The sequence below is a fragment of the Methylobacterium sp. E-065 genome, assembly GCF_022829605.1.
In the GTDB taxonomy this organism is placed as follows: domain Bacteria; phylum Pseudomonadota; class Alphaproteobacteria; order Rhizobiales; family Beijerinckiaceae; genus Methylobacterium.
Window position 1 is genome coordinate 1 of record NZ_JAKSYD010000261.1, and the last position, 21,807, is coordinate 21,807.

At 67.0% G+C, this 21,807-nt stretch carries 17 protein-coding genes and 2 pseudogenes; 14 read left to right on the forward strand and 5 right to left on the reverse strand.

The genetic code is table 11. The features are described from left to right. Positions 1-430 precede the first annotated feature (430 nt). The 8 genes and pseudogenes from MKK84_RS30560 (at position 431) to MKK84_RS30600 (ending at position 9,240) form a co-directional block, all read left to right on the forward strand. The gene (locus MKK84_RS30560) at positions 431-1,264 is read left to right on the forward strand and encodes a branched-chain amino acid ABC transporter permease (protein ID WP_243926023.1); all 834 of its coding nucleotides are present in this window, start codon (positions 431-433) and stop codon (positions 1,262-1,264) included. Continuing rightward, a complete protein-coding gene (locus MKK84_RS30565) occupies positions 1,257-3,059 on the forward strand; it encodes an ABC transporter permease subunit (protein ID WP_243926025.1) in 1,803 nt (600 codons plus the stop codon). The genes MKK84_RS30560 and MKK84_RS30565 overlap by 8 nt, the downstream gene beginning before the upstream one ends. Beyond that, entirely contained in the window at positions 3,052-3,783 is a 732-nt protein-coding gene (locus MKK84_RS30570) for an ABC transporter ATP-binding protein (protein ID WP_243926027.1), read from the forward strand. The genes MKK84_RS30565 and MKK84_RS30570 overlap by 8 nt, the downstream gene beginning before the upstream one ends. A 3-nt stretch (positions 3,784-3,786) precedes the next feature. Then, on the forward strand, positions 3,787-4,710 hold the full coding sequence (locus MKK84_RS30575) for a DUF1028 domain-containing protein (protein ID WP_243926029.1): 924 nt from the start codon (positions 3,787-3,789) through the stop codon (positions 4,708-4,710). Beyond that, a complete protein-coding gene (locus MKK84_RS30580; RefSeq protein WP_243926031.1) occupies positions 4,703-6,106 on the forward strand; it encodes an amidase in 1,404 nt (467 codons plus the stop codon). Before MKK84_RS30575 ends, MKK84_RS30580 begins: the two co-directional genes overlap by 8 nt. A 664-nt stretch (positions 6,107-6,770) precedes the next feature. Further along, positions 6,771-8,282, forward strand: a pseudogene (locus tag MKK84_RS30590) (flavin monoamine oxidase family protein). Beyond that, entirely contained in the window at positions 8,279-8,722 is a 444-nt protein-coding gene (locus MKK84_RS30595; protein ID WP_243926033.1) for a c-type cytochrome, read from the forward strand. Before MKK84_RS30590 ends, MKK84_RS30595 begins: the two are co-directional and overlap by 4 nt. Positions 8,723-8,736: 14 nt before the next feature. After that, complete coding sequence (locus tag MKK84_RS30600) at positions 8,737-9,240, forward strand: RidA family protein (protein WP_243926035.1); 504 nt, start codon at positions 8,737-8,739, stop codon at positions 9,238-9,240. Positions 9,241-9,493: 253 nt separating this feature from the next. Here MKK84_RS30600 and MKK84_RS30605 read toward each other — a convergent pair. Then, positions 9,494-10,396 (reverse strand): annotated as a pseudogene (locus MKK84_RS30605) (sugar isomerase); the annotation flags it as partial. Positions 10,397-10,630: 234 nt separating this feature from the next. On the opposite strand from MKK84_RS30605, the gene ugpB reads away from it, so the two are divergent. Genes ugpB through MKK84_RS30625 form a run of 4 tightly spaced genes read left to right on the forward strand, consistent with a single transcriptional unit; the run spans position 10,631 to position 14,804 of the window. Continuing rightward, positions 10,631-11,974 (forward strand): sn-glycerol-3-phosphate ABC transporter substrate-binding protein UgpB, encoded by a 1,344-nt coding sequence (ugpB, locus tag MKK84_RS30610; RefSeq protein ID WP_243926037.1) that lies wholly within the window; start codon positions 10,631-10,633, stop codon positions 11,972-11,974. 30 nt (positions 11,975-12,004) lie between these two features. After that, positions 12,005-12,886 carry an ABC transporter permease subunit gene (locus tag MKK84_RS30615; protein ID WP_243926039.1) on the forward strand — a complete coding sequence of 294 codons (882 nt, stop codon included), beginning with the start codon at positions 12,005-12,007 and terminating at the stop codon, positions 12,884-12,886. Further along, positions 12,883-13,719 carry a sn-glycerol-3-phosphate ABC transporter permease UgpE gene (gene ugpE / locus MKK84_RS30620; protein ID WP_243926053.1) on the forward strand — a complete coding sequence of 279 codons (837 nt, stop codon included), beginning with the start codon at positions 12,883-12,885 and terminating at the stop codon, positions 13,717-13,719. Before MKK84_RS30615 ends, ugpE begins: the two co-directional genes overlap by 4 nt. Then, positions 13,719-14,804, forward strand: coding sequence for an ABC transporter ATP-binding protein (locus MKK84_RS30625; protein WP_243926041.1), 1,086 nt, complete (start codon positions 13,719-13,721; stop codon positions 14,802-14,804). The genes ugpE and MKK84_RS30625 overlap by 1 nt, the downstream gene beginning before the upstream one ends. A gap of 126 nt (positions 14,805-14,930) precedes the next feature. Here MKK84_RS30625 and MKK84_RS30630 read toward each other — a convergent pair whose 3' ends face one another. The 4 genes from MKK84_RS30630 to MKK84_RS30645 all read right to left on the reverse strand — a co-directional run bounded on the left by MKK84_RS30630 (position 14,931) and on the right by MKK84_RS30645 (position 19,331). Next, positions 14,931-17,372 (reverse strand): PAS domain-containing sensor histidine kinase, encoded by a 2,442-nt coding sequence (locus MKK84_RS30630; RefSeq protein ID WP_243926043.1) that lies wholly within the window; start codon positions 17,370-17,372, stop codon positions 14,931-14,933. Positions 17,373-17,642: 270 nt separating this feature from the next. Further along, positions 17,643-18,011, reverse strand: coding sequence for a hypothetical protein (locus MKK84_RS30635; RefSeq protein ID WP_243926045.1), 369 nt, complete (start codon positions 18,009-18,011; stop codon positions 17,643-17,645). 502 nt (positions 18,012-18,513) lie between these two features. Further along, on the reverse strand, positions 18,514-18,786 hold the full coding sequence (locus tag MKK84_RS30640; RefSeq protein WP_243926054.1) for a hypothetical protein: 273 nt from the start codon (positions 18,784-18,786) through the stop codon (positions 18,514-18,516). Between the two features lie 335 nt (positions 18,787-19,121). Then, on the reverse strand, positions 19,122-19,331 hold the full coding sequence (locus tag MKK84_RS30645) for a hypothetical protein (protein WP_243926047.1): 210 nt from the start codon (positions 19,329-19,331) through the stop codon (positions 19,122-19,124). 978 nt (positions 19,332-20,309) lie between these two features. Between MKK84_RS30645 and ctrA the strand changes: the two genes are divergently transcribed. Both ctrA and MKK84_RS30655 read left to right on the forward strand, forming a co-directional pair. Then, entirely contained in the window at positions 20,310-21,011 is a 702-nt protein-coding gene (ctrA, locus tag MKK84_RS30650; RefSeq protein ID WP_243926049.1) for a response regulator transcription factor CtrA, read from the forward strand. Between the two features lie 92 nt (positions 21,012-21,103). Then, on the forward strand, positions 21,104-21,622 hold the full coding sequence (locus MKK84_RS30655) for a MucR family transcriptional regulator (RefSeq protein ID WP_243926051.1): 519 nt from the start codon (positions 21,104-21,106) through the stop codon (positions 21,620-21,622). The last annotated feature ends 185 nt before the right edge of the window (positions 21,623-21,807 follow it).

Here is a 21,807-nt window from a genome sequence, read left to right on the forward strand (position 1 = left end):
GGGGAGGCGCGGCCGACGGTCAGGGCGGGGGGCGCGCCCTGCGCGACCGGGGGGTGCGGCCAGCAGCATGCCGCGCCGGCCGTGGCTCTCGGCCAGGTCGGGACGGCCGTGACCGGGAAGGTCGGCGGGACGTTCAAGGACGCCGACACCGGCGCGCAGTTCCCGAAGCGGCCGGGAGGCGGGGGGGGCTGCGGGGATCCGCTTCTTTCCCTCCCCCTCTACGGGGGAGAATGGCCCCCGGAGGGGGTCGGGAGAGGGGAGCGACGGCGCCGAACTGTGTGCTGCATTGCGTGAAGCCCTCGCCTCATCCTGAACCCGGGTCCCTTCTCCCGACCCCTGCTAACGCAGGGGCCACCCTCCCCCGCAGAGGGGGGAGGGGGCGCAGCGGCGCCCATTGTGCCACCCTGATCCCGCGCACCCGGAATCCCCGATGCTGCTCACCCTCGACATCCTGACCACCGCGGCGATCCTGTTCATCGTCTCGATCGGCCTCCTGGCGATCTTCGGCGTGCTCAAGATCATCAACTTCGCCCATGGGGCGTGGCTGACGGTCGGCGCCTATTGCGCGGTGATGACCGCCAAGCTCGGGCTCAATCCCTGGGCGGCGCTGCCGCTGGCCTTCGTGGTCGGCGCGGCGCTCGGTGGGCTGGCGGAACACTTCATCATCCGCCCGCTCTACCGGCGGCCGCTCGACGCGATCCTGGCCACCTGGGGGCTCGGCATCGTGGTCGGGCAACTCGTCACCCTGGCCTTCGGCCGGGACGTCCAGATGACCCCGAACCTGTTCGCCGGCACCGTCGCGGTCGGCGGCGTCGAGTATTCCGCCTACCGGCTCGTCGCACTCGGTATCGCGCTGGCGATCGGCCTCCTGTTCGCGCTCACCATCGAGCGGACCCGGCTCGGCCTCTCGGCCCGGGCGGTGATCATGAACGAGACGCTGGCGCGCAGCCTCGGCATCGACACCGGGCGGGTGCGTCTCGTGGTCTTCATGATCGGCGCCGGCTTGGCCGCGCTCGCCGGCGTGCTGCTGACGCCCCTCACCAGCGTCGATCCCAACATGGGCGTCTCCTGGCTGATCGGCGCCTTCATGCTGGTGATGGTCGCCGACGCTTCCTACCTCGCCCTGGCGGTGGCCTGCCTCGTCTTCGGCGCCGCGCAGGTCCTGATCAGCACCTTCGTGAGCCCGATCCTGGGCAGCATCGCCATCGCGGTGCTCGCCGCCCTCGTGCTGCGGATCAGCCCGAAAGGTTTCTCCCGTGCTTGAAGCCCTGCCCGCCGCCGGGCGCATCGCCCCGGCCCCCCGGCGCCGACTCGCCGTCGCGGCACCGTGCGTGGCCGCCGGCCTCGCCGCCGTGGCGCTCTGGATCGCGCCGGCCGTCCTCGACACCTTCGCGGTCAATGTCCTGACCCGCTCGATGATCTACGCGGTGCTGGCCGTCACGGTGGACCTACTGTGGGGCTTCGCCGGGATCCTGACCTTCGGGCAGGCCGCCTTCTTCGGCGTCGGCGCCTACGCCACCGCGATGATCCTGACCGCGCTGGGCGCCACGCCGGCCGGCCTCGCGGCGGCCCTCGCCACCGCCATCGCGGCACCGGCGCTCCTCGGCCTCGTGGTCGGCTGGCTGTCCTTCTACCACCGCTCGACGCCGCTCTACGCTTCGGTGATCTCGCTGGTCGTCCCGATCGTCGTGGTGCAGCTGATCTATGCCGGCGGGGAATCGACCGGGTCCAGCAGCGGCCTCGTCGGCTTCGACGTGCTGCCCTTGGAGATCGAAGGCTATTTCCGCCTGGCAGCCCTGGTGCTGGTCCTCGTCACGCTGGTGGCCTGGATCCTGGTGCGCTCGGATGCCGGGCGCGCCCTGGTGGCGCTTCGGGACAACGAGGCGCGCTGCGCCTATCTCGGCCTCAACCCCCGGCGCCTCCAGATCCTGCTGACCGCGGCGCTCGCCGCCGTCGCCGGGCTCGCCGGCTTCCTGTTCGCCAACGCCTCGGGCGTCGTCGCCCCGGAGAATGCCGGCTTCCTGTTCGGCACGGAACTCGTGATCTGGGTGGCGCTCGGCGGGCGCGGCACGCTGCTCGGCCCGGTGCTCGGCACCATCGCCATCGACTACCTCGCTGCGAACCTCTCGGGGGACCTGCCATTCCTCTGGCAACTCCTGTTGGGCACGGCCTTCGTCATCATCATCATCCTGCTGCCGGGCGGCCTTGCCGACCTCGTCGGCCGCCTGTGGCGGGTTCTGCCGATCGGCCGCCGAACCAGAGCGGCGCCGCACCTTGTGGCCCGGGTCGCTGCGCCGGAGGCGGCCGGGACCGGCGTCCCGATCCTCAAGGTCGAGAACCTCGCCAAGGCCTACGGCGCCCTGACGGTGCTTGAGGGCATCGACCTGGAGATCCGGGCGGGCGAGCTCGTCAGCCTCGTCGGTCCCAACGGCGCCGGCAAGACCACGCTGATGCGCTGCCTCAGCGACGGCACCGAACCCTTCACGGGGGCGGTCGCGATCGGCGGCACCCCGATCACCGGGCTGACGCCCAACCGGATCGTCGGCCTCGGGGTTGGGCGCAAGTTCCAGGTGGCGAGCGTGTTCGAGAGCCTGTCGGTGGCCGATTGCCTCCGTCTCGCCCGGGCGACGCATGATGGCCTGAGCCCGGTCGGGCAGGCTGCAACCCTCGGCCTGCTGCAGGCCGCCCTCGACGTGCTGCGGATGACGGGCCTCGACCAGCTGCTGACGCAGCCGACGCGCCTCCTCTCCCACGGCCAGAAACAAGCGCTCGAACTCGCAATGGTGGTGGCGCTGGAGCCGCGCCTGATCCTGCTGGACGAGCCCACCGCGGGCCTGACCAAGGCCGAGCGCACCACCATCGGGACGGTCCTCAAGGCGCTCACCACCGGACGCGGCATCGCCGCCGTGCTGGTCGAGCACGACCTCGATTTCGTGCGGGAGATTTCGTCGCGGATCGTGGTGCTGCACCAGGGCCGGCTGGTTCTCGACGGAACGGTCGACGCGGTCGTCGGCTCCGAATTGGTCCGGACGATCTATTCGGGAGGCGCCCATGGCTGAGGCAGCACGACAGGTTGCACCGATGGAGGCCGCCCTCGCCCTCGAACGGGTGTCGAGCGGTTACGGCGCCGTCTCCATCGTGAAGGACGTGTCCCTGTCGGTCGGGCAGGGGGAGATCGTGGCGCTGCTGGGCAAGAACGGCATGGGCAAGACCACCCTGCTCAAGACCATCCTGGGGATGGTGGCCCTGCGCGGCGGCGCGATCACCATCGGCGGGCAGGCGCTCGCCGGCCTCACGCCCGCCCGGCTCGTTGCGCTCGGCCTCGGCTACGCGCCCCAGGAGCAGCCCCTGTTCCAGGATCTGTCGATCCGCGACAACCTGCGCCTGGCCGTGCCGTCCGACCGGATGCTGCCGGCGGCGCTGGAACGGCTGTTCGGCCACTTTCCCTTTCTGAAGGACCGCCTTGCCCAGCGCGCCGGCACTCTGTCGGGGGGCGAGCAGAAGATGCTGATCCTCGGCCGCGCACTGATGCTACGTCCGCGCCTCCTCCTGATCGACGAGATCTCCGAGGGGGTGCAACCCTCGATGGTCGAGCGCCTGCGCGGCGTGCTCCAGGCCGAGCGGGCGGCGGGCGTCTCCATGCTGGTCGTGGAGCAGCACGTCGCCTTCGCGCTGGGGCTGGCCGACCGCTACGCGGTGCTCAAGCTCGGCGAGATCGTGGACAGTGGCCCCGCCCAGGCGCCGGACGCGCAGGCCCGCGTGATCGATCACCTGGCGGTGTGAGCCATGAGTGAACTCAACACCTTCTCGATCGTCGCCCGCTGCCCGCGGACCGGGCAGCTCGGTGTCGCGGTGGCGAGCGCGGTGCCGGCAGTCGGCGGTCTCTGCCCGTATCTCCGGGCGGGGATCGGGGCCGTCACCACCCAGTCCTGGGTCAATCCCTACCTCGCCAAGTGCATCCTCGACGGGCTCGGCGCTGGGCTGGATCCCGACGCGGCGCTCGCAGCGGCGCTCGCAACCGACGACCGGCCGGACCTGCGTCAGCTCGGGCTCGTCGACGGTCACGGGACGGCCGCCGCCTGGACCGGCGCCGGCTGCACGGCGGCGGCCGGGCACCGCACCGGTCCGGGCTACGCCGTCCAGGGCAACATGCTGGCGGATCCCGGCGTGATCGACGCCATGGCGCTGGCCTTCGAGGAAAGCGCCCAATGCGACCTCGACGAGCGGCTGATGCGCGCCCTCGAAGCCGGGGACGCAGCCGGCGGCGACAGGCGCGGCAAGCAATCGGCCGCCGTCAAGATCGTCGCCGGCGAAGATTATCCCTGCCTCGATCTGCGGGTCGACGAGCATGCCGAGCCCGTCGCCGAACTCCGCCGGGTCCTCGGCGTCGCCCGGCACCAGCTCGTGCCCTTCGTGGCCGGCATGCCGCGCAAGAACGGTCCCGCGGGCGCGTTGCCGGAGGATGTTTCCGCGATGCTGCTCCGTCCGCCCGGAGACAGGCCCGGCGCGGCGCCGGAGGACGGATCGGACCTCCTGCCCGACGCCATCGGTCTGCCCCCGGAGGCAGCCGAGCGAATGGCGCACCTGCAAGCGCAGTTCGCGCCGGTCCTGGCCGAGATCAGGGCCCTGCGCGCCCTCGACCTCACGCAGGTCCATCCGCCCATCCTTTTCGATCCGTGTCTGCCCTATCGCGGGGTGCCCCATGAGTGACGCCCTGTGGCAACTGCCGATCACGGAACTCGCCCGGCAGATCGCGTCGCGAAAACTGTCGAGCGTCGAACTCGTCGGTGCCGCGCTCGACCGGATCCGGCGCCTCGACGGCGACCTCCAGAGCTTCGTGGCCGTTTCGTCCACGGCCATCGACGCGGCGCAGGCCGCCGATGCGGAGATCGCCCGGACGGGCCCGCGCAGCCCGCTCCACGGGATCCCGATCGGTATCAAGGACAATTACACGACCGCCGAGCTGCCGACCCGGGCCGGAACGGCGGTGGACGCTCTCACCTTCCCGCAGGAAGACAGCCACGCCGTGTCGCGGCTCCGGGCAGCCGGCGCGGTGATTCTCGGCAAGACGCGGATGCACGAATTCGCCTGGGGCATGGTCACGCCGCCGACGCGCAACCCCTGGGACCGCGACCGGGTGCCCGGCGGATCGAGCGGCGGTTCGGCAGCGGCGGTGGCGGCTCGGCTCTGTCCGGCGGCGCTGGGCTCGGACACCGGCGGCTCCATCCGCATTCCGGCGGCCCTGTGCGGGATCGTCGGCCTCAAGCCGACCTTCGGCCGGATCGGCCGCTCGGGGATCGTCCCGCATTCGTGGTCCCTCGACCATGCCGGCCCGCTGACCCTGACGGTGGCCGATGCGGCGCTCCTGTTGCAGATCCTCGCCGGTCCCGATCCTGCCGATCCGGCGGCCCCAGCGGTCCCGGTGCCGGATTACACGGCCGGTCTCGACCAGACGCTGCAGGGCCTGCGGGTCGCGGTGATCCGCAACCACTTCTTCGAGATCATCGACGACGACGTCTTCGAAGCAGTCGAAGCGGCGATTCGGTTCTTCGCCGGGCAGGGCTGCACGGTGCGGGACGTCGCGGTGCCGTCCCTGCGGTTCGGGCTCGGCGCGATCTACGCCATCGAGCTGGCCTCCTCGACGGCCTACCACGACCGCAATCTGGCGCAGGGCCACGTCGCGGGCTTCGCGGAGGATGTCCGCGACCTCGTGGAGATGGGCCGCTTGGTGACCGGCCCGGACTATCTGCGAGCCGAGCAGGCGAGGGCGTTGATCATGGCCGAGATGGCCGCCGTGCTGGAGGAGGCCGACGTGATCGTCACTCCCACCGCACCCCTGACCGCATGGCGGGCCGACGAGACCACCGTGACGATTGCCGGGCGGCACGAGAGCGTCCTCGCGGCGTCCTGGCGCCTGACTTATCCGTTCAATCTCACCGGACTCCCGGCGATCGCGTTGCCCTGCGGCTTCGACCGGCGATCCCTGCCGATCAGCCTGCAGATCGCCGCGCGACCCTTCGCCGAGGCCATGCTTCTGCGGTTCGCGCACCAGTACGAGCGGGCGCATGACTGGTGGCGCCGGATCCCTTCTGCACCGAATTCTTGACGCCGGCGCAGGCGCGCCTCCATGCTCGGACCGTCCCGCGGAGGACTTCGATTCGGCGATATGCTGTTCCTAGAAGAGCAGCGCCGCGCCGTAGTGTAACGCGGGGTCGAACACGACCCGCCATGGTCGTCGCTGCAAGCGTGGCGGACGCGGCGGATCGCATTCTCGCTCGGCCCATCGGTGCGCCGGATCGTGCACGGCTCCAGGCTGCTGGGGACGCGATAATTCTCATGCCGGGCAGGGAGACTATGGTCGCCCGCACGGAATACCACGCCGGATCGCCGTCGAGCAGACAATGTAACCGACCGCAGCCGAAATGCTGGCTCGATCGAGCACGACGGTGACGGGCGCGGCCTTCTGAAGCATAAATAGCATCAACGCAGACCAATTTTTACTGTGTTACAATAATTTAAATACTAAAAGTCAGCTGTATTTCTGCGAAACGCTCGACAATATCAAGGTTCTTAGCAGTAATTGCGCATATCTTGCCGATTTTCTACTTTAAACAATCCCTTCTGGCCCTGGTTTTGCTTCGCCTTCCACGTCCTTGACTCATCCGAAATAGGAAGCGGCAGGCGAGATGGCAGAGGCATCGGGTTTTAGTCGGCGCAAGCTGATCGCCATGGTCGGGGCGGCCGCCGGGAGTGCGGCCGCCTATCAGGTCATGGCCAGCCTCGGGTTCGCCGAGGAATCGCCCTATCGTGGTCCGATCCGGCTCGACGGTGATCCCAAGGGCGCCTCGGTCCTGATCCTGGGGGCCGGCCTCGCCGGCATGACGGCCGCGCTCGAGCTGCACCAGGCCGGGTACCGGGTCCAGATCCTCGAGTACAACGCCCGGGCCGGGGGTCGGAACTGGTCGCTGCGCGGCGGCGATACCTACACGGAACTCGGCGGCGCCGTGCAGCGCTGCGAGTTCGAGACCGGCCTCTATCTCAATCCCGGCCCGTGGCGGATCCCCTATCACCACCACGGCGTGCTCGATTACTGCCGGCGCCTCGGGGTCGCCCTGGAGCCGTTCATTCAGCTCAACCACAACGCCTATGTCCACAACACGACAGGATTCGGGGGTGCGCCGCAGCGAATCCGTACGGTCAAGACCGATTTCAACGGCGCCACCGCAGAGCTTCTGGCCAAGGCGACCCGCAAGGGCGCCCTCGACGCGGAGGTCTCCAAGGACGATCAGGAGATCCTCATCGAGGCTCTGCGGTCGCTCGGCGGCCTGGACAAGGAGCTCACCTATCGCGCCGGTGACACGTCATCGGAGTTCCGCGGCTACGCCCGCGATCCCGGCGGCGGGCTCTCGGCGCGCCCGGTCGACGGCGCGCCGATGGGCCTCCACGACATCCTGACCTCGCGGCTGTGGCGCGGCCTGCAGAACTTCCTGCTGTACGAGTTCCAGACCACGATGTTCCAGCCGGTCGGCGGCATGGGCCGCATCGGTGAGGCCTTCGCCCGGGCCCTGCCGACCGAGACCATCCGGTACGGCGCGAAGGTGATCGAGATCGCCCAGGACGGTCACGGCGTCACGGCCACCTACTAGGATACGCGCCCGGGCGGCGCGGTCCGGCAGGTCCAGGCGGATTGGTGCATCTGCGCCCTGCCTTTGACGGTCCTGAGCCAGATCCCGACCCAGGTCGGCGCGAAGATGAAGGCGGCGATCGACGCCGTGCCCTATGCCGCGTCCGTGAAGATCGGGTTGCAGTTCAAGCGGCGGTTCTGGGAGGAGGACGAGCACATCTTCGGCGGCATCTCCTACACCGATATGCCGATCCGCCAGATCAGCTATCCATCGACCGGCTACAATACCGGCGGCAAGGGCGTGCTGCTCGGCGGCTACACCTGGAATGGGCCCGGCTCCTACGAATTCACCGCCATGACCCCCGCCGAGCGGGTACGCCGCGCGGTCGCGTACGGAAGCCAGATCCACCCGCAATACCGCACCGAGTTCGAGACCGGCATCGCGGTCGCCTGGCACCGCGTGCCGTTCACCCTGGGCTGCGCCGGCGATTGGACCGACGAGGCGCGCGCGGAGCATTATGACAACCTCTGCGCCCTCGATGGGCGGATCATGCTCGCCGGTGAGCACGCCTCCTACATCCCGGCCTGGCAGGAGGGCGCGATCCTCTCGGCGCTCGATGCGGTTTCGCGGCTCCACAAGAGGGTTCTGGCGGCATGAGCGGAGTCTTCGTATCCCGAACGATCGCCGGAGCGGTCGCAACCACCCTGATCCTGGCGACGCGCGTCGGCGCCTTTGCGCAGGAGCCAGCCACCAAAGCGGCGCTGCCATCGGCCGGGCCCGCGATGAGCGTCGGCAAGAGCTTCACCGAGACCGGGGGGGAGGCCCTTTACGCCCAGGTCTGCGCCGCCTGCCATCAGCCGGGCGGGGAGGGCGCGATCGGTGCGGCGTCCTACCCGGCGCTCACGCATAACGCACGGCTCGCCGCGGCGGGCTATTCGGTCACGATCCTGGTGCGCGGCCTGCGCGGCATGCCACCGATCGGGCGCATGATGACCGACACCCAGGTGGCGGAGGTCGTGAATTACGTCCGCACGCATTTCGACAATCATTACGACGACGCGATCACCCCCGAGGATGTGAAAGCAGCGCGGCCATGATCGGACAGACCCTGATGAGGCAGACGGTGATTCCGGGCTCCCTGGCGCTCGCGCTGGTCCTGACAGCCGGGCCGGGCCGCGCCGCGGAGGACATCGTCCGGCACCCGATCCCGGGCTCGGACTTTCCGATCTCCGAAGCGATCGAGGTGCCGGCGGGCCACGCGACGGTCTATCTCAGCGGCTTCGGGCCTGCGGTGGCGGACCCGAAGGCCGAGAAGAACACGCTCGCCGCCTTCGGCGACACCCGCACGCAGACCGCCTCGACCCTGGCATCGATCGAGGCCGCGCTCAAACGGCGGAACCTGTCGCTGCGCGACGTGGTGAAGATGACGGTCTTTCTGGTCGGCGATCCGGCCAAGGGCGGTCGGATGGATTTCGCCGGCCTGATGGAGGCCTACCGCGAACGATTCGGGACGCCGTCCCAGCCAAACCTACCTGTCCGCTCGGCGCTTCAAGTCGCAGCGCTGGCCAATCCGGGATGGCTCGTCGAGATCGAGGTCACCGCCATTCGACCGTGACCGAGGATTGAACCGAGATTTGGACACCCACTCCGTCATCCCGGGGCCGCCTGCGGAACCTGGGATGCGGAGCCGGCGACGGGGCTACTTTTACAGTTGCCATTGAGCGGGGTTCAGAGGCCCTGCATCGTCATGATTGGCGCCTCATGGACTTCGGAAACCTTGATCGAGGCGACGTGTCTTTCGGCTACCGCATGCTTGTCGCCATGCAATAGCCTATCCAGTCCGGTCTGGCCGTCGCACGGTCTTCCCGTCAAACGATGCCACCACCACTGCCCCGCGCGGCCGGGCGCGCGGCCGCGACCTTGGCGCGGTAGCCGCTGTCCCGGTAGGCCGTGATCGGGTCGATCGCGCCGCCGGAATCCAGACGGGCCCGCGCCAGGATCGGGCCGACATCCGTGCGGAACCCCACTTTCAGCGTCTCCGAGGCCATCAGCGCGTCGTTGTCCGCTTGGTAGCCGGCGAGCGCCGCCCGGTCGACCAGCAGCGACTGGGCGTAGGCGCGGCGGATCTCGTCGGCCGAGCGGATCAGGCTCTCGATCGGGTCGGTCACGTTATGGGACTGGTCGATCATGTAGGCGGGGGCGTCGCCGCTTTCGCCGAGATCGACCAACGCGTCGAACACCAGGAACAGCCGGAACGGATCGATCGACCCGGCATCGAGGTCGTCGTCGCCGTATTTCGAATCAGTGAAGTGGAAGCCGCCGAGCTTGCCCGCATGGGCCAGCCGCGACACGATCATCTCGATGTTCACGTTCGGCGCGTGGTGGCCGAGATCGACCAGGCAGGCCGCCTTCGGACCGAGCGCCTGGGCGGTGAGCAGGCTCGTCCCCCAATCCTGCACCACGGGTGCGTAGAAGGCCGGCTCGTACATCTTGTGCTCGGAGAACAGCCGCCACCCCTCGGGCAGCGCCGCGTAGATCTCCTGCATGGAGGCGAGGCAGCGCTCGAAGGCCCGGCCCATGTGGCTCTGGCCGGGGAAGTTCGCGCCATCGCCGATCCAGACCGTGAGCGCCTTCGAGCCCAGAGCCTCGCCGAGGCGGATGCCGGCGATGTTGTGCGCCACCGCCTGGGCCCGCACCGCCGGATCGACGTGGCTGAGCGAACCGAACTCGTACGACAGGGGATGGCCCGGATCGTCCTGGAAGGTATTGGATAGCCGCTCCTTGGCTTCCTCTGGAGGGAGGCGCGGATTTATTCGGGTGGGAATTCTTATACCCAGGGCCGTATCGCGGCGCGGCGCAGGGTGGCAGACCGCTTTATTCCGCTGTCACGTCCGTGCATGATAGTGGAATGAGCATCGCGCCCCCGGGCGCGGGTGCTTTCACGGGATCTGGTCTCAAGCCTGACGTCAACTGGCGCACCGATCCCGCCGCGGGGAGGGTTTTGGATGGATCGTCGCGTCCTGTTGGCCGGCGTCGGCGGTCTCGCCGCATGGACTGCGCTTCGCCCGTCCACCCCAGCCTCGGCCGGGGATCGGACGCCCGTGGTGCTCTGGCATGCGATGTCGGGCGCGAATGGCGAAGAGGTCGAGCGTCTGGCGCGCGACTTCAACGCGAGCCAATCCGAGATCACGCTGGAGGCGGTGTTCAAGGGTTCCTATCCCGAGACGCTGACGGCGGCGATCGCCGCCTACCGCGCCGGCAAGGCGCCCCACATCGTCCAGATCTTCGAGGTCGGCACGGGGACGATGTTGCAGGCCGGCCCCGCCATCAAGCAGGCCTGGAAGCTCGCGGAGGAGACGGGGCTCGGCCTCGATCCCAAAGCCTACATCCCCGGCGTACGCGGCTATTACAGTCTGCCGGATGGCAAGCTCGCCTCGATGCCGTTCAACTCCTCGACGGCGGTCATGTGGTACAACCGCGACGCCTTCGAGAAGGCTGGACTCGACCCGAACAAGCCCCCGGCCACCTATGACGACTTCGCCAAGGCGGCTCGCACTCTCGCCTCCAAGGCACCGACGCCCATCGCCAGCACCTCGGCCTGGATGACCTGGATCCAGTTCGAGGAATACGCGGCGATCCAGAACCTCGCCTACGCCACCCAGAATGACGGCTATGACGGCCTCGGCGCGGAATTGCTGATCAACACCAAACCCTTCGTCGATCAGCTCCAGCGCTTCATGGACCTGTCGAAGGACGGCGTCTTCAAATATGCCGGCCGCGATGGTGCGCCGGACGCAGTCTTCTACTCCGGTCAGGCCGCGATCGGGTTCGGCTCGTCCTCGGGCCGCGCCGACATCGTCAAGAACGCCAAGTTCCGTTACGCCGAGGCCTTCCTGCCGACGGAGCCGGCGCTGAACCCAAGCCCGAACAACTCCATCATCGGCGGCGCCAGCCTATGGGCGATGACGGCGCCGAAGCGGACAGAGGCCGAGTACAAGGCCGTCGCGGCCTTCTACGCCTTCATCGCGAAGCCCGAGCAGGTTGCCCTCTACGCGCAGAACACCGGATACGTCCCGGTGACGCTCGCGGGCTATGAGGCCACCAAGCAGGCGGGCTATTTCGACAAGAATCCCGGCACCGATGTGCCCGCGCGGCAGCTCTCTCGCGGGGAACTGACCCCGAACTCGCGCGGCCTGCGCCTCGGCCGCCTGCCGGAGATCCGCGCGATCCTCTACGAGGAGATCGAGAAGGCGTTCCAGGGTCAGCAGACCGCGCAAGCGGCGATGGATAGCGCCGCCGCGCGCGGCAACCGCGTGCTGCGCGACTTCCAGAAATCCGCGCGCGGCTGACGCGGCGGACCGGCGCAAGGCTCTCCTGGCATGGAACGACGGACGCTGTTCCCCGGCCGGCTGCTGCCGGCCCTTCTGATCCTGCCGCAGCTGGTGCTGACGGTCATCTTCTTCCTCTGGCCCGCCATCCAGGCGGTAAAGTCGAGCCTGGAGCGTGAGGATGCCTTCGGTACCAGCACCGAGTTCGTCGGGCTCGACAACTTCACCGACCTGTTCGCGGATCCGCTCTACCTCGCGGCGATCGGGCGGACCGTGGTGTTCTGCGCCTGCGTGACCGCCGTCTCGATGGGTGTGGCGCTCGTGCTCGCGGTCCTGGCGGATACCGAGATCCGGGGCCGCGCCTTCTACCGCACGATGCTGATCTGGCCCTATGCGGTGGCCCCCGCCATGGCGGCGGTGCTGTGGGTGCTGATGTTCCACCCGCAGATCGGCCTCGTCGGCGCATGGCTGAACCGGATCGGGATCGCCTGGGACTACAAGCTCGACGGAACGCAAGCCATGGCGCTCGTGATCCTGGCCGCCGCCTGGAAGCAGATCAGCTACAACTTCATCTTCTTCCTGGCAGGCCTCCAGGCCATCCCGAAGACGATCATCGAAGCGGCCCGCATCGACGGCGCCCGGGGCCTTCGCCGGTTCCGCACCATCCTCCTGCCGCTGCTGTTGCCGACGGTCTATTTCCTGCTCGTCGTCGACCTCGTCTATGCGGCCTTCGACACCTTCGCGACGGTCTACGCGGTGAACGGCGGCGGGCCGGGCCAGTCGACCCAGACGCTCGTCCTCAAGGTCTATCTCGACGGCGTCGTCAACGCGAATGTCGGCGCGTCCTCGGCGCAATCCGTAGTGCTGATGGTCGGCGTCATCGTCCTCTGCGCCCTGCAGTTCCGGTTCCTCGGGCGGAAGGCTGCCACCTGATGCGGCGGAGAACGCTGAATCTGATCCCCCATGCCGTCATGATCCTGGCGATCCTGCTCTTCGCCCTGCCGATCTGGATCGCGATCGCCGGCTCGACCCAGGATTCGGCCGTGATCGCCCGCGGCGAAATCTCGCTCGTCCCGAACCTCTCCGGCCTCGGAGTCTATCGCGACGTGCTGATGAACGGGTCGGCGGGGGCCGGGCCGGTCTGGCGCGCGCTGCTCGTCTCGGCCGGGATGGCGCTCGCCATCGCGGCCGGGAAGATCGCCCTGTCGCTGCCCTCCGCCTACGCCGTCACCTTCTTCCGCTTTCCCTTCCGCATGGCGGCTTTCTGGCTGATCTTCCTGACCCTGATGCTGCCGGTGGAAGTGCGGCTGATCCCGACCTTCCAGGTCATGTCCTCCCTCGATCTGATCAACAGCTTCACGGGACTGACGATTCCCCTCATCGCGTCCGCGACGGCGACGCTGCTGTTTCGCCAGACCTTCCTCGCCGTCCCGGACGAGCTCGTCGAGGCGGCTCGGATCGACGGGGCCGGACCCTTGCGCTTCCTGCGGGACATCCTGATCCCGATCTCGGGCGCCAACATCGCCGCCCTGTTCGTGATCCTGTTCGTCTACGGCTGGAACCAGTACCTGTGGCCGCTCTTGGTCGCGACCGATCCGAAACTCGACACGGTGGTCATCAGCATCGTCAAGATGATCGGCGTCGACACCGCCACCGAATGGAACAAGGTCATGGCAACGGCGGTGCTGGCGCTGATCCCCCCGGTGGCGGTGGTGCTCCTGATGCAGCGCTGGTTCGTGAAGGGCCTGACGGAGGGTGACAAGTAATGGCGGGCCTGAGACTCGATGGCCTGCGCAAGAGCTTCGGCAGCAACGAGATCCTGAAGGGGGTCGATCTCACCCTAGCGGACGGTGAGATGCTGGTGATCGTCGGCGCGTCGGGCTGCGGAAAATCCACCCTGCTGCGCATCGTGGCCGGTCTGGAGACGCCCACCGCGGGGCGTGTCCTGATCGACGGGCGCGACGTCACCGACCTCGACCCGTCGGCGCGCGACATCGCCATGGTGTTCCAGAACTACGCCCTGTACCCGCACATGAGCGTATTCGACAACATGGCCTACGGGCTGAAGATCCGCGGCCTGCCCCGGGCTGAAATCCGGGCGAAGGTCGATGCGGCCTCGGCCCTGCTGGGCCTGGAGGCGCTGCTCGAGCGCAAGCCGCGTCAGCTGTCCGGCGGCCAGCGCCAGCGGGTCGCCATGGGGCGCGCCATCGTCCGCGACCCGAAGCTGTTCCTGTTCGACGAGCCCCTGTCGAACCTCGACGCCAAGCTTCGGGTGCAGATGCGCGGCGAGATCCGCCGCCTCCAGCGCCGGCTGAAGGTGACGAGCCTCTACGTCACGCACGATCAGGTCGAAGCGATGACGCTGGGTGACCGGCTGCTCGTGATGCACCAGGGCGTGCCGGTGCAGCTGGCGACGCCCACGGAGGTGTATGCGCGCCCCGCCGATACTTACGTCGCGGGGTTCATCGGTTCTCCGGCGATGAACCTCCTGCCCGGTCTGCTCGGTCGGAACGGGACGATGGTGCGTGTCGCGGGGGCGGACATCGACCTTGGGCCACAGCGGTTCGATCGGCCAGACGGTCACCCCGTGATTCTGGGCATCCGGCCGGAACACGTCGTGCTCGACGCATCGGGCATGCCATGGCCGGTCGAGGTCGTGGAACATCTCGGGGCCGAGATGCTGGTGCATGCCGGTCGCCCGGGCGAGGCGGCGTTGACGCTCAAGATCGCGAACGGCACGCCGCTGAGCGACGCCATCCGGGTGTCGTTTCCCGCGGCGCATATCCACGTCTTCGACCAAGCGACGGGGCTGCGGTTCGAGCCGATTGAATCGGGCCCATCGACGTCGTAATCGGCGACGCACGTTCCACGCAGCCTCCGACACCGGCCCTCAGGAGGGCAGGGCGGTTTTAATCTCGCCGCCTCCGGCCGTCACCGCGACGCGCTCAGTCCTTCGAGTGGCCAAGACGCCCCCGTGTCAGGATGTCGGACCGCCGCCGCCGCTCAGTGCCGTCGTGCCGGCATCCTGAACGGCGCGGCGCAGGATGCGGGACAGGTCGGCGACGGAATAGGGCTTGCGCAGCAGGTCGAACCCGTGTGTCCCCTCCGACGCGAGCACGTCGCTGTAGCCAGAGGTCAGCACCACCGGGATATCCGGTCGCCGTCGACGGATCTCGCCGGCGAGTTCGACGCCGTTCATCCCCGGCATCACCACGTCGGAGAACACCACCTCAAATCGGGCTGGGGTGCGCGCGATCTCGGCGAGCGCCGTCGGCGCGTCGGTCACCCAGACCGTACGGTAACCCAGCTCACGCAGAGCCTGTTCGGCGAAGGCGCCGACGTCGAGATTGTCCTCAACGACGAGGACCTGGGTGCCGTGCCCTTCGGCGAGCGCCTCCGGCTCTTCGGCCGGCCCGGCGATGCCCGCGGAGGCGACGCGCGGCAGGAACAGGGTGAAGGTCGTGCCGCTGCCGAGCGTGCTCTCGACGATGACCTCGCCGCCGGACTGCTTGGCGAAGCCGAAGACCTGGCTCAGGCCGAGGCCCGTGCCTTGCCCGACGGTCTTGGTCGTGAAGAACGGCTCGAAGATCCGTTCCAGGTTCTCCGGCGCGATGCCGGAACCCGTGTCGGTGATCGAGATCGCCACGAACTCTCCGCGTTGGCGGGAATGCGCCCGCACGGCTGGAACCGTCGTCGTCCGGCGGAGCCGGATGCGCAGGTGCCCTTCGCCGTCCATCGCGTCGCGGGCGTTGATGACGAGGTTCACCAGGGCGGTGTCGAACTGGCTCGGATCGGCATTGATGTGCAGGTCGTGGCTATCGCCCACGGGCAGGTCGAGCTCGACGTGCACCCGGGCGCCCGTGAGCGTGCCCACCATATCGGCCACGGCGATGACGGCGCGGTCGACCGCGAAGGTCTCGGGCTGCAGCGCCTGTCGCCGGGCGAAGGCGAGGAGTTGGCCGGTGAGCTTTGCGGCCCGGTCCACGGTGTCGGCGATGGCCCCGACATACCGTAGCCGCCGCTCCTCTGCCAGATCGGGCCGCTTCAGCAGGTCGGTGGAAGACTTGATCACCGTCAGCAAGTTGTTGAAGTCATGGGCCACGCCGCCCGTGAGTTGCCCCACCGCCTCCAGCTTCTGAGATTGGCGCAGTTGCTCCTCAAGCGCCCGCCGCTCGGTGACGTCGCGGCCGGCAGCGTAGAAGCTGTCACCCGTCGGAATGGCGTTCCAGGAAATCCATCGATAGGCGTCCTCGCGCGTTCGCATGCGCACGTCGACGTCGGCGAGAGGGTTGCCGCCGTCGAGGCGTTCGAAGGCCCGCGCAGCGATATGCCGGTCGTCGGGGTGGACGAACGCGTCGAAGCGCGCACCGACAACTTCGGCCAGGTCCCAGCCCAGCATCTCGGTCCACGCGGCGTTCGCCGTGCGGAAGCAGCCATCGAAGCCGCAGATCACCAGCAGGTCCCGGCTCGCGCGCCAGACGAGGTCGCGCTCGGTGGTCTTCTCGTCCGCCGTCGCCTGGAGCGTGGTCTCGGCCCGGCGACGGTCGGTGATGTCGTTGAACAGCAGGGCCACACGGTGCTGCTCGGGCTCGCCGACGCGGAGGGCGTGAACGTCGAACCATCGCCCCAGCGCGACCGCCCCGCTCTCGAACCTGATAGCGCGGCCAGTCCGCGCGACCTCCCCGTAGGTGTCGAACCAAGAGCGTTCGAGGCTGGGGACGAGTTCGCTGACCCATCGGCCCGCGGCGTGGCGCAGTCCCGTCTGCCGCTCGAAGGCCGGATTGACCTCGACGAAGCGGTAATCGACCGCTTGTCCTTCCGCGTCGAAGCGCATCTCGACGATGCAGAAACCGCTGTCGACGGCGTTGAACAGGGCCCGGTAGCGGGCCTCGCTCTCGGCGAGCACGCCTTCGGCGGTCCGGAAGCGGGTGACGTCGAGCTGGCTCGCGAAGAAGTAACGGAGCTGACCGTCAGGATCGAAGACCGGGCTGACGTAGAGTTCGTTGCGAAACGGCGTGCCGTCGCGGTGGTAGTTCAGGATCTCCACAACGACGTCGCGCCGGCCGGCAATGGCGTCGCGCACCTTGGCCACGTCAGCGGGATCGGTGTCGCGGCCTTGGAGGAAGCGGCAATTGTGCCCGATGAGTTCGGCGGCATCGTAGCCGCACAGATTCTGGAAGGCTCGATTGGCGAAGACGATGGGGTTATCGGGCTGATTCGGGTCGGTGATGATCTGCGGCATGCGGGTCTTCTCCGCAGCCGTGAACAGGAGGTCGGCCGAGGCCGCGGACGTGCGCTGGCCCTCGCCCGGCCGCTGCAGACCGTCGCCCGGCCCCGCCGCCAATTGTGCCTGCAGGCGAGCGATGCGCTCTTCGAGTTCGCGTTCGCGCCGTCGCAGTCTGTCGTTCTCTGCGTCCATGGCCCCCTCGATCGGCCGTGGAGATAGCTTCGGCGACGGCACGGGACAACGCCTTACATTTCGACTGGAGCCATCGCGGTGACGCCGCAGGACTGATTTGTTCCGCTGGGCGTAGTCCGCCTCCAGGTTTGGCTGTCGAGCCAGGACGAGAACGGACCAACAAGAACGAAGCCGCACAAGTCCAAGGACGTGCTCGCCAAGCTGGGGCAGGAGTCGTACGTGCCGGCCAAGGTTTGAGCATAAGCCGAGCGCACAGCGCGGCTGCGACGATCAGATGCCAACGCTAGCCGCTCCGGCTTCGGCGGCCTGCTGAACAGTCGCTCCCTTCCGCAACGCCGCCGCGATCGCCGTCGACGCCGTATCGACGGCTGCAGCGCGATCCTCGCCGTGATCGTGGGTGCCGTTCGTGCCCCCGCTCAGTCGGGCATGGTAGTTGTCTGGAAAGTGCTGATCCATCCGCAACTTAAGCAGTTTTGTAGCAGCACGATAATCCGCATCGAAATTTCTAGGCCGCCCTGCGGTCTCAACCTTGTAACCCCCGGCCTCTCCCTTTTCGGCCCTCGATCGGCTTCTGCGCTGATCCCCGCCGACAGAGAAAAATTGGGCGATCTTGGAGAGCAACCAAACGAGCGGGTTCATCGTGACGTCCTGACGGAGCAGCGGCGAACGCGCTATCCCGATGACGACAACGCGTCTCAGCGACGTGTGGACTCCGAGGTGCGGCTATGACTCCTCCGAGCGCCGCTCTTGGCTCTGATCCCGGCAGCAGACCGCGCGACTGCTGATCGGCTCCCATCGTGCGGACACCGTGCAGAGCTCTGCCCTGTCTCGGGCCATCCAATCCCAGTGGTGCAGCGCCGTAGCCTTCCCTGAAGAGGAAATGGTCGCGTTTGAGCGCGCCTTTCAGCCCACGCCACGACCCGTCCAATCTCCGCATACGAAGGCGGCGGGGCACACGCCCCGCCGTTCAACCGCTCGTCGATCTCAGCGGCTCCAAAGGTCGCGTGTCATCCGCGACTGTTCATAGGCCCATCAGCACGCCGGCCGAACCGATCACCGTCACTGCGAGGCCGCCTGCGAACACGGCGATCATCGCGTAGGAGAACAACCTGAGCTGCATGGTTTCGATTTGCCTCACCGATCAGCAGCGGTTTCCGCCGGCGGTCTGGCCGTACTGCTTAACCGGGAAGTTCTGCTGGTTGGCGTTGCCCTCGGCAGCGGAGCTCATCGGGCAGGTCGCGGGGTTGTTGTCGTGGCCGAATAGGCGGCCGGCTGGGGCGCCAAGCGAGCCTGTGGTTTCAACATCGTAAGGCGTGGAACCGGCCCAGGCAGGACGGTCGTAGGCCATAGCGGACGAGATCGGGGCTACGCCAAGCACGAGAGCGGCGATAGTAGCGGCGATACGGGTCTTCATGGTCACGTTCTTGTTCCTTTACGCAGTACAGTCCGAGTTGTCCGGTCTATTTCTTCTTGCGTAAAGCTGATATAGGTATGACCGTCCTTTGGTGACGTGCCCCTGCGCACGCAGCGTATGGGATTAAGCGGGGCGGAGGTTCTGCTCGGACTCTCACAGCGGTCGCCGCCGACAGGCTGCTGCAGATCGTCGTGACGGGCGAGCGAGACCGGAACGCCGCCGCGAGCCTGGGCAGGGCCGCGGGGTCGTCCCTGGACAAAGACCCTGACGCCCAGTTCCACCGATGTTCTCGACGTGCCCGGCCTGCGTCCCGGGTAGAAGCCTGTCTGTCGCTCTCAGACGTCGGTCTCCCGCTTCACGACGGCGTCTTCGTCGGTGCCCTTCTGCGTCAAGCCGACCTCCGGACGATCGGTCGGATCCGTAGAGGTTTTGGGACTGGCCGGGGAAACGGACTGCCGTTCGGCTCCGACCCGAGCCCAGCGCTCGCCATCGTACTCGCTATTGGCGAGATCCTGCGTATTCGTGCTCTTCGTTTCGTCGGGCATCAGACGCTCTCCGTGTAAGAGGGCAACTCGGGCCGGTGCTGCTGTATCCGTTCCCTTCCCCGGCAGGACGCCGACACGTGCATCCGATCCTAGCGTGAAGTCGCATAGCCGGTGGTACATGTTCGGCCAGCTCGTTGTCTGTAGCTTTCATGCTGTCCCAACCGAATGCTGATAGATCCCGAAACCAGCCATCATCGCGCAGGTGATCGCCATCATCCAAGGGGAGGGGATGCTGTAAGCGCGGCGACTTCCCAACAGCTGCACTCCTTAAAAACACTCGCCCACTGGATACCCAGTGTTCTCCGCCGCCACGTCGTCTCGACCGAACGCGACCGAGCGACCTTTGCACCAGCCCACAGACCGAACTGCAAAGAGCCGAACCACGTCGTCACGGGATCCGGACCGCATCGCCCGGGGTGAATTCTTTAGCTCCAGTCACCAGCAACGCATGACGTTCATCTGCAGCGGCTATCGACCCCAAGCCGAAGCAAGAGGCGTTGAAGCTGTCCGGCGACAGGTCGATGTGGACTGGTGGGGGATCGTGGCGGGTGTAGGCTGGCGATCGACACGGAGGCATGACGATGGCACGGACAGAGCGAGGGCAGTGTCGGTTCACCTTAAAGGAGGGTGCTGATGGGCGACCATTCATCGCCCTCGAGCCTCTCGGCAGGGCGATTGAGGCTCTCGGCGATGCGTCCCTGGGCCTCACTCTGCGGGACAGCGTCAACTACGCCCATGCCCAGCAGACCGCAGAGATCCTGAATGATCAGGTGACCGGCCTATCGGTCACGTTCCCCGATAAAAAGGGCGGATGGGTAGGTTGATGAGCGCAAAGAGAATGCTTGATCGTCTCGGCCCGGACCTGAGGGCTTTTAGACGGGCGATGCGGCTCGTCACTCAGCGCTGAACAGCGAGCGTTCACGTTAACGGTTCGGTAAAATTGCGCACGTATGAAGCCTTAACTTCTGAGGTGGCTTTATGCGTGTTCTCCTGATCGAAGACGATACCACCGTTTCTCAAAGCATTGAGCTGATGCTCAAGTCCGAGAATTTTAATACCTTCACCACCGACTTGGGGGAGGAAGGTGTCGATCTCGGCAAGCTGTACGATTACGACATCATCTTGCTCGATTTGAACCTGCCCGATATGTCGGGCTATGAGGTTTTGCGCTCGCTGCGCGTGGCGAAAGTGAAGACGCCGGTTCTCGTCCTCTCTGGCTTGGCCAGCATCGAGGATAAAGTTAAGGGCCTCGGATTCGGGGCGGACGATTATCTCACCAAGCCGTTCCACAAGGACGAGCTGATCGCGCGCATCCATGCCATCGTGCGTCGCTCGAAGGGCCACGCCCAGTCGACGATCACGATCGACGATCTCATGATCGACCTTGACGAGAAGCTCGCCTCGATCGAGGGTAAACGTGTCCCCCTGACGACGAAGGAGTACCAGTTGCTGGAACTCCTCGCACTCCGGAAGGGCTCGACGATCACGAAGGAGATGTTCCTCAACCACCTCTACGGTGGCTTGGACGAGCCGGAGCTGAAGATCATCGACGTCTTCATCTGCAAGCTGCGCAAGAAGCTCGCCAACACCAGCTCAGGCAAGAACTACATCGAAACCGTCTGGGGACGCGGATACGTGATGCGCGACGGCATCAGCGAAATGCGCGCGATGGCAGGTTAAAAATCTCCAACCCGACAGAGAAAATCATTAATGAGCGTTGATTTCTAGTGTTCGTCGGCACATACGTTCTGCTTCGCTTGAGCAGGTGTGCCGTGGACGAGAACGCAGAGACCATCGAGACTTCTGCCGTCGATTATATCGGATTCACGGCAGAAATTGTCTCGGCCTACGTGTCGAGGAATTCGGTACGACCCGCCGATATGGCGGAGCTGATCGCCAGTACACACACTGCGCTCACCGGGCTTGGCCAGAGCAGCGCGACTGAAGCTCCGGCAACCGAGAGGCTTACCCCCGCTCAGATCCGAAAGTCTGTCACGCCGGACGCCATCATCAGCTTCATTGACGGCAAACCGTACAAGGCGCTCAAGCGTCATCTCAACGGCAACGGCATGACGATCGAGCAGTATCGCGAGCGCTTCGGCTTGCCACGCGACTACCCCTCGACGGCGGCCAACTACTCGGCACAGCGTTCGGCCCTGGCTAAGAACTTTGGACTTGGCCAGCAGCGCAAGAAGGCCGCTCCTGCGGCTGAAGAGTTCGAGGAGACGGTCTCGGAGAAGCCGAAGCGCCTTGGTCGGCCGCGGAAGGACAAGGTGGCTACCGAAGGGTAGCAGCAGGGAGGCTCAGAATCTTCTCGGCTCTGGCCCGCCTTTTCCAACGATCGCAGCAGTCGAGCGCCCTCACGCTCCTGCCGGCGAGCGCGCCGGTTGCCGTGTCCTCCCCGTTCACGTGCAGCCGGCGCGTCCTACACAGCGACGATGCGCCCTTCGGATCAGCGCAGATCCTCAAAAGAACA

Coding starts and splice junctions, on each gene's coding strand:
- MKK84_RS30560 (WP_243926023.1), top strand. CDS start 431: ATGCTGCTCACCCTCGACATCCTGACCACCGCGGCGATCCTGTTCATC.
- MKK84_RS30570 (WP_243926027.1), top strand. CDS start 3,052: ATGGCTGAGGCAGCACGACAGGTTGCACCGATGGAGGCCGCCCTCGCC.
- MKK84_RS30575 (WP_243926029.1), top strand. CDS start 3,787: ATGAGTGAACTCAACACCTTCTCGATCGTCGCCCGCTGCCCGCGGACC.
- MKK84_RS30580 (WP_243926031.1), top strand. CDS start 4,703: ATGAGTGACGCCCTGTGGCAACTGCCGATCACGGAACTCGCCCGGCAG.
- MKK84_RS30595 (WP_243926033.1), top strand. CDS start 8,279: ATGAGCGGAGTCTTCGTATCCCGAACGATCGCCGGAGCGGTCGCAACC.
- MKK84_RS30600 (WP_243926035.1), top strand. CDS start 8,737: ATGAGGCAGACGGTGATTCCGGGCTCCCTGGCGCTCGCGCTGGTCCTG.
- ugpB (WP_243926037.1), top strand. CDS start 10,631: ATGGATCGTCGCGTCCTGTTGGCCGGCGTCGGCGGTCTCGCCGCATGG.
- MKK84_RS30615 (WP_243926039.1), top strand. CDS start 12,005: ATGGAACGACGGACGCTGTTCCCCGGCCGGCTGCTGCCGGCCCTTCTG.
- MKK84_RS30625 (WP_243926041.1), top strand. CDS start 13,719: ATGGCGGGCCTGAGACTCGATGGCCTGCGCAAGAGCTTCGGCAGCAAC.
- MKK84_RS30630 (WP_243926043.1), bottom strand. CDS start 17,372: ATGGACGCAGAGAACGACAGACTGCGACGGCGCGAACGCGAACTCGAA.
- MKK84_RS30635 (WP_243926045.1), bottom strand. CDS start 18,011: ATGAACCCGCTCGTTTGGTTGCTCTCCAAGATCGCCCAATTTTTCTCT.
- MKK84_RS30640 (WP_243926054.1), bottom strand. CDS start 18,786: ATGAAGACCCGTATCGCCGCTACTATCGCCGCTCTCGTGCTTGGCGTA.
- MKK84_RS30645 (WP_243926047.1), bottom strand. CDS start 19,331: ATGCCCGACGAAACGAAGAGCACGAATACGCAGGATCTCGCCAATAGC.
- ctrA (WP_243926049.1), top strand. CDS start 20,310: ATGCGTGTTCTCCTGATCGAAGACGATACCACCGTTTCTCAAAGCATT.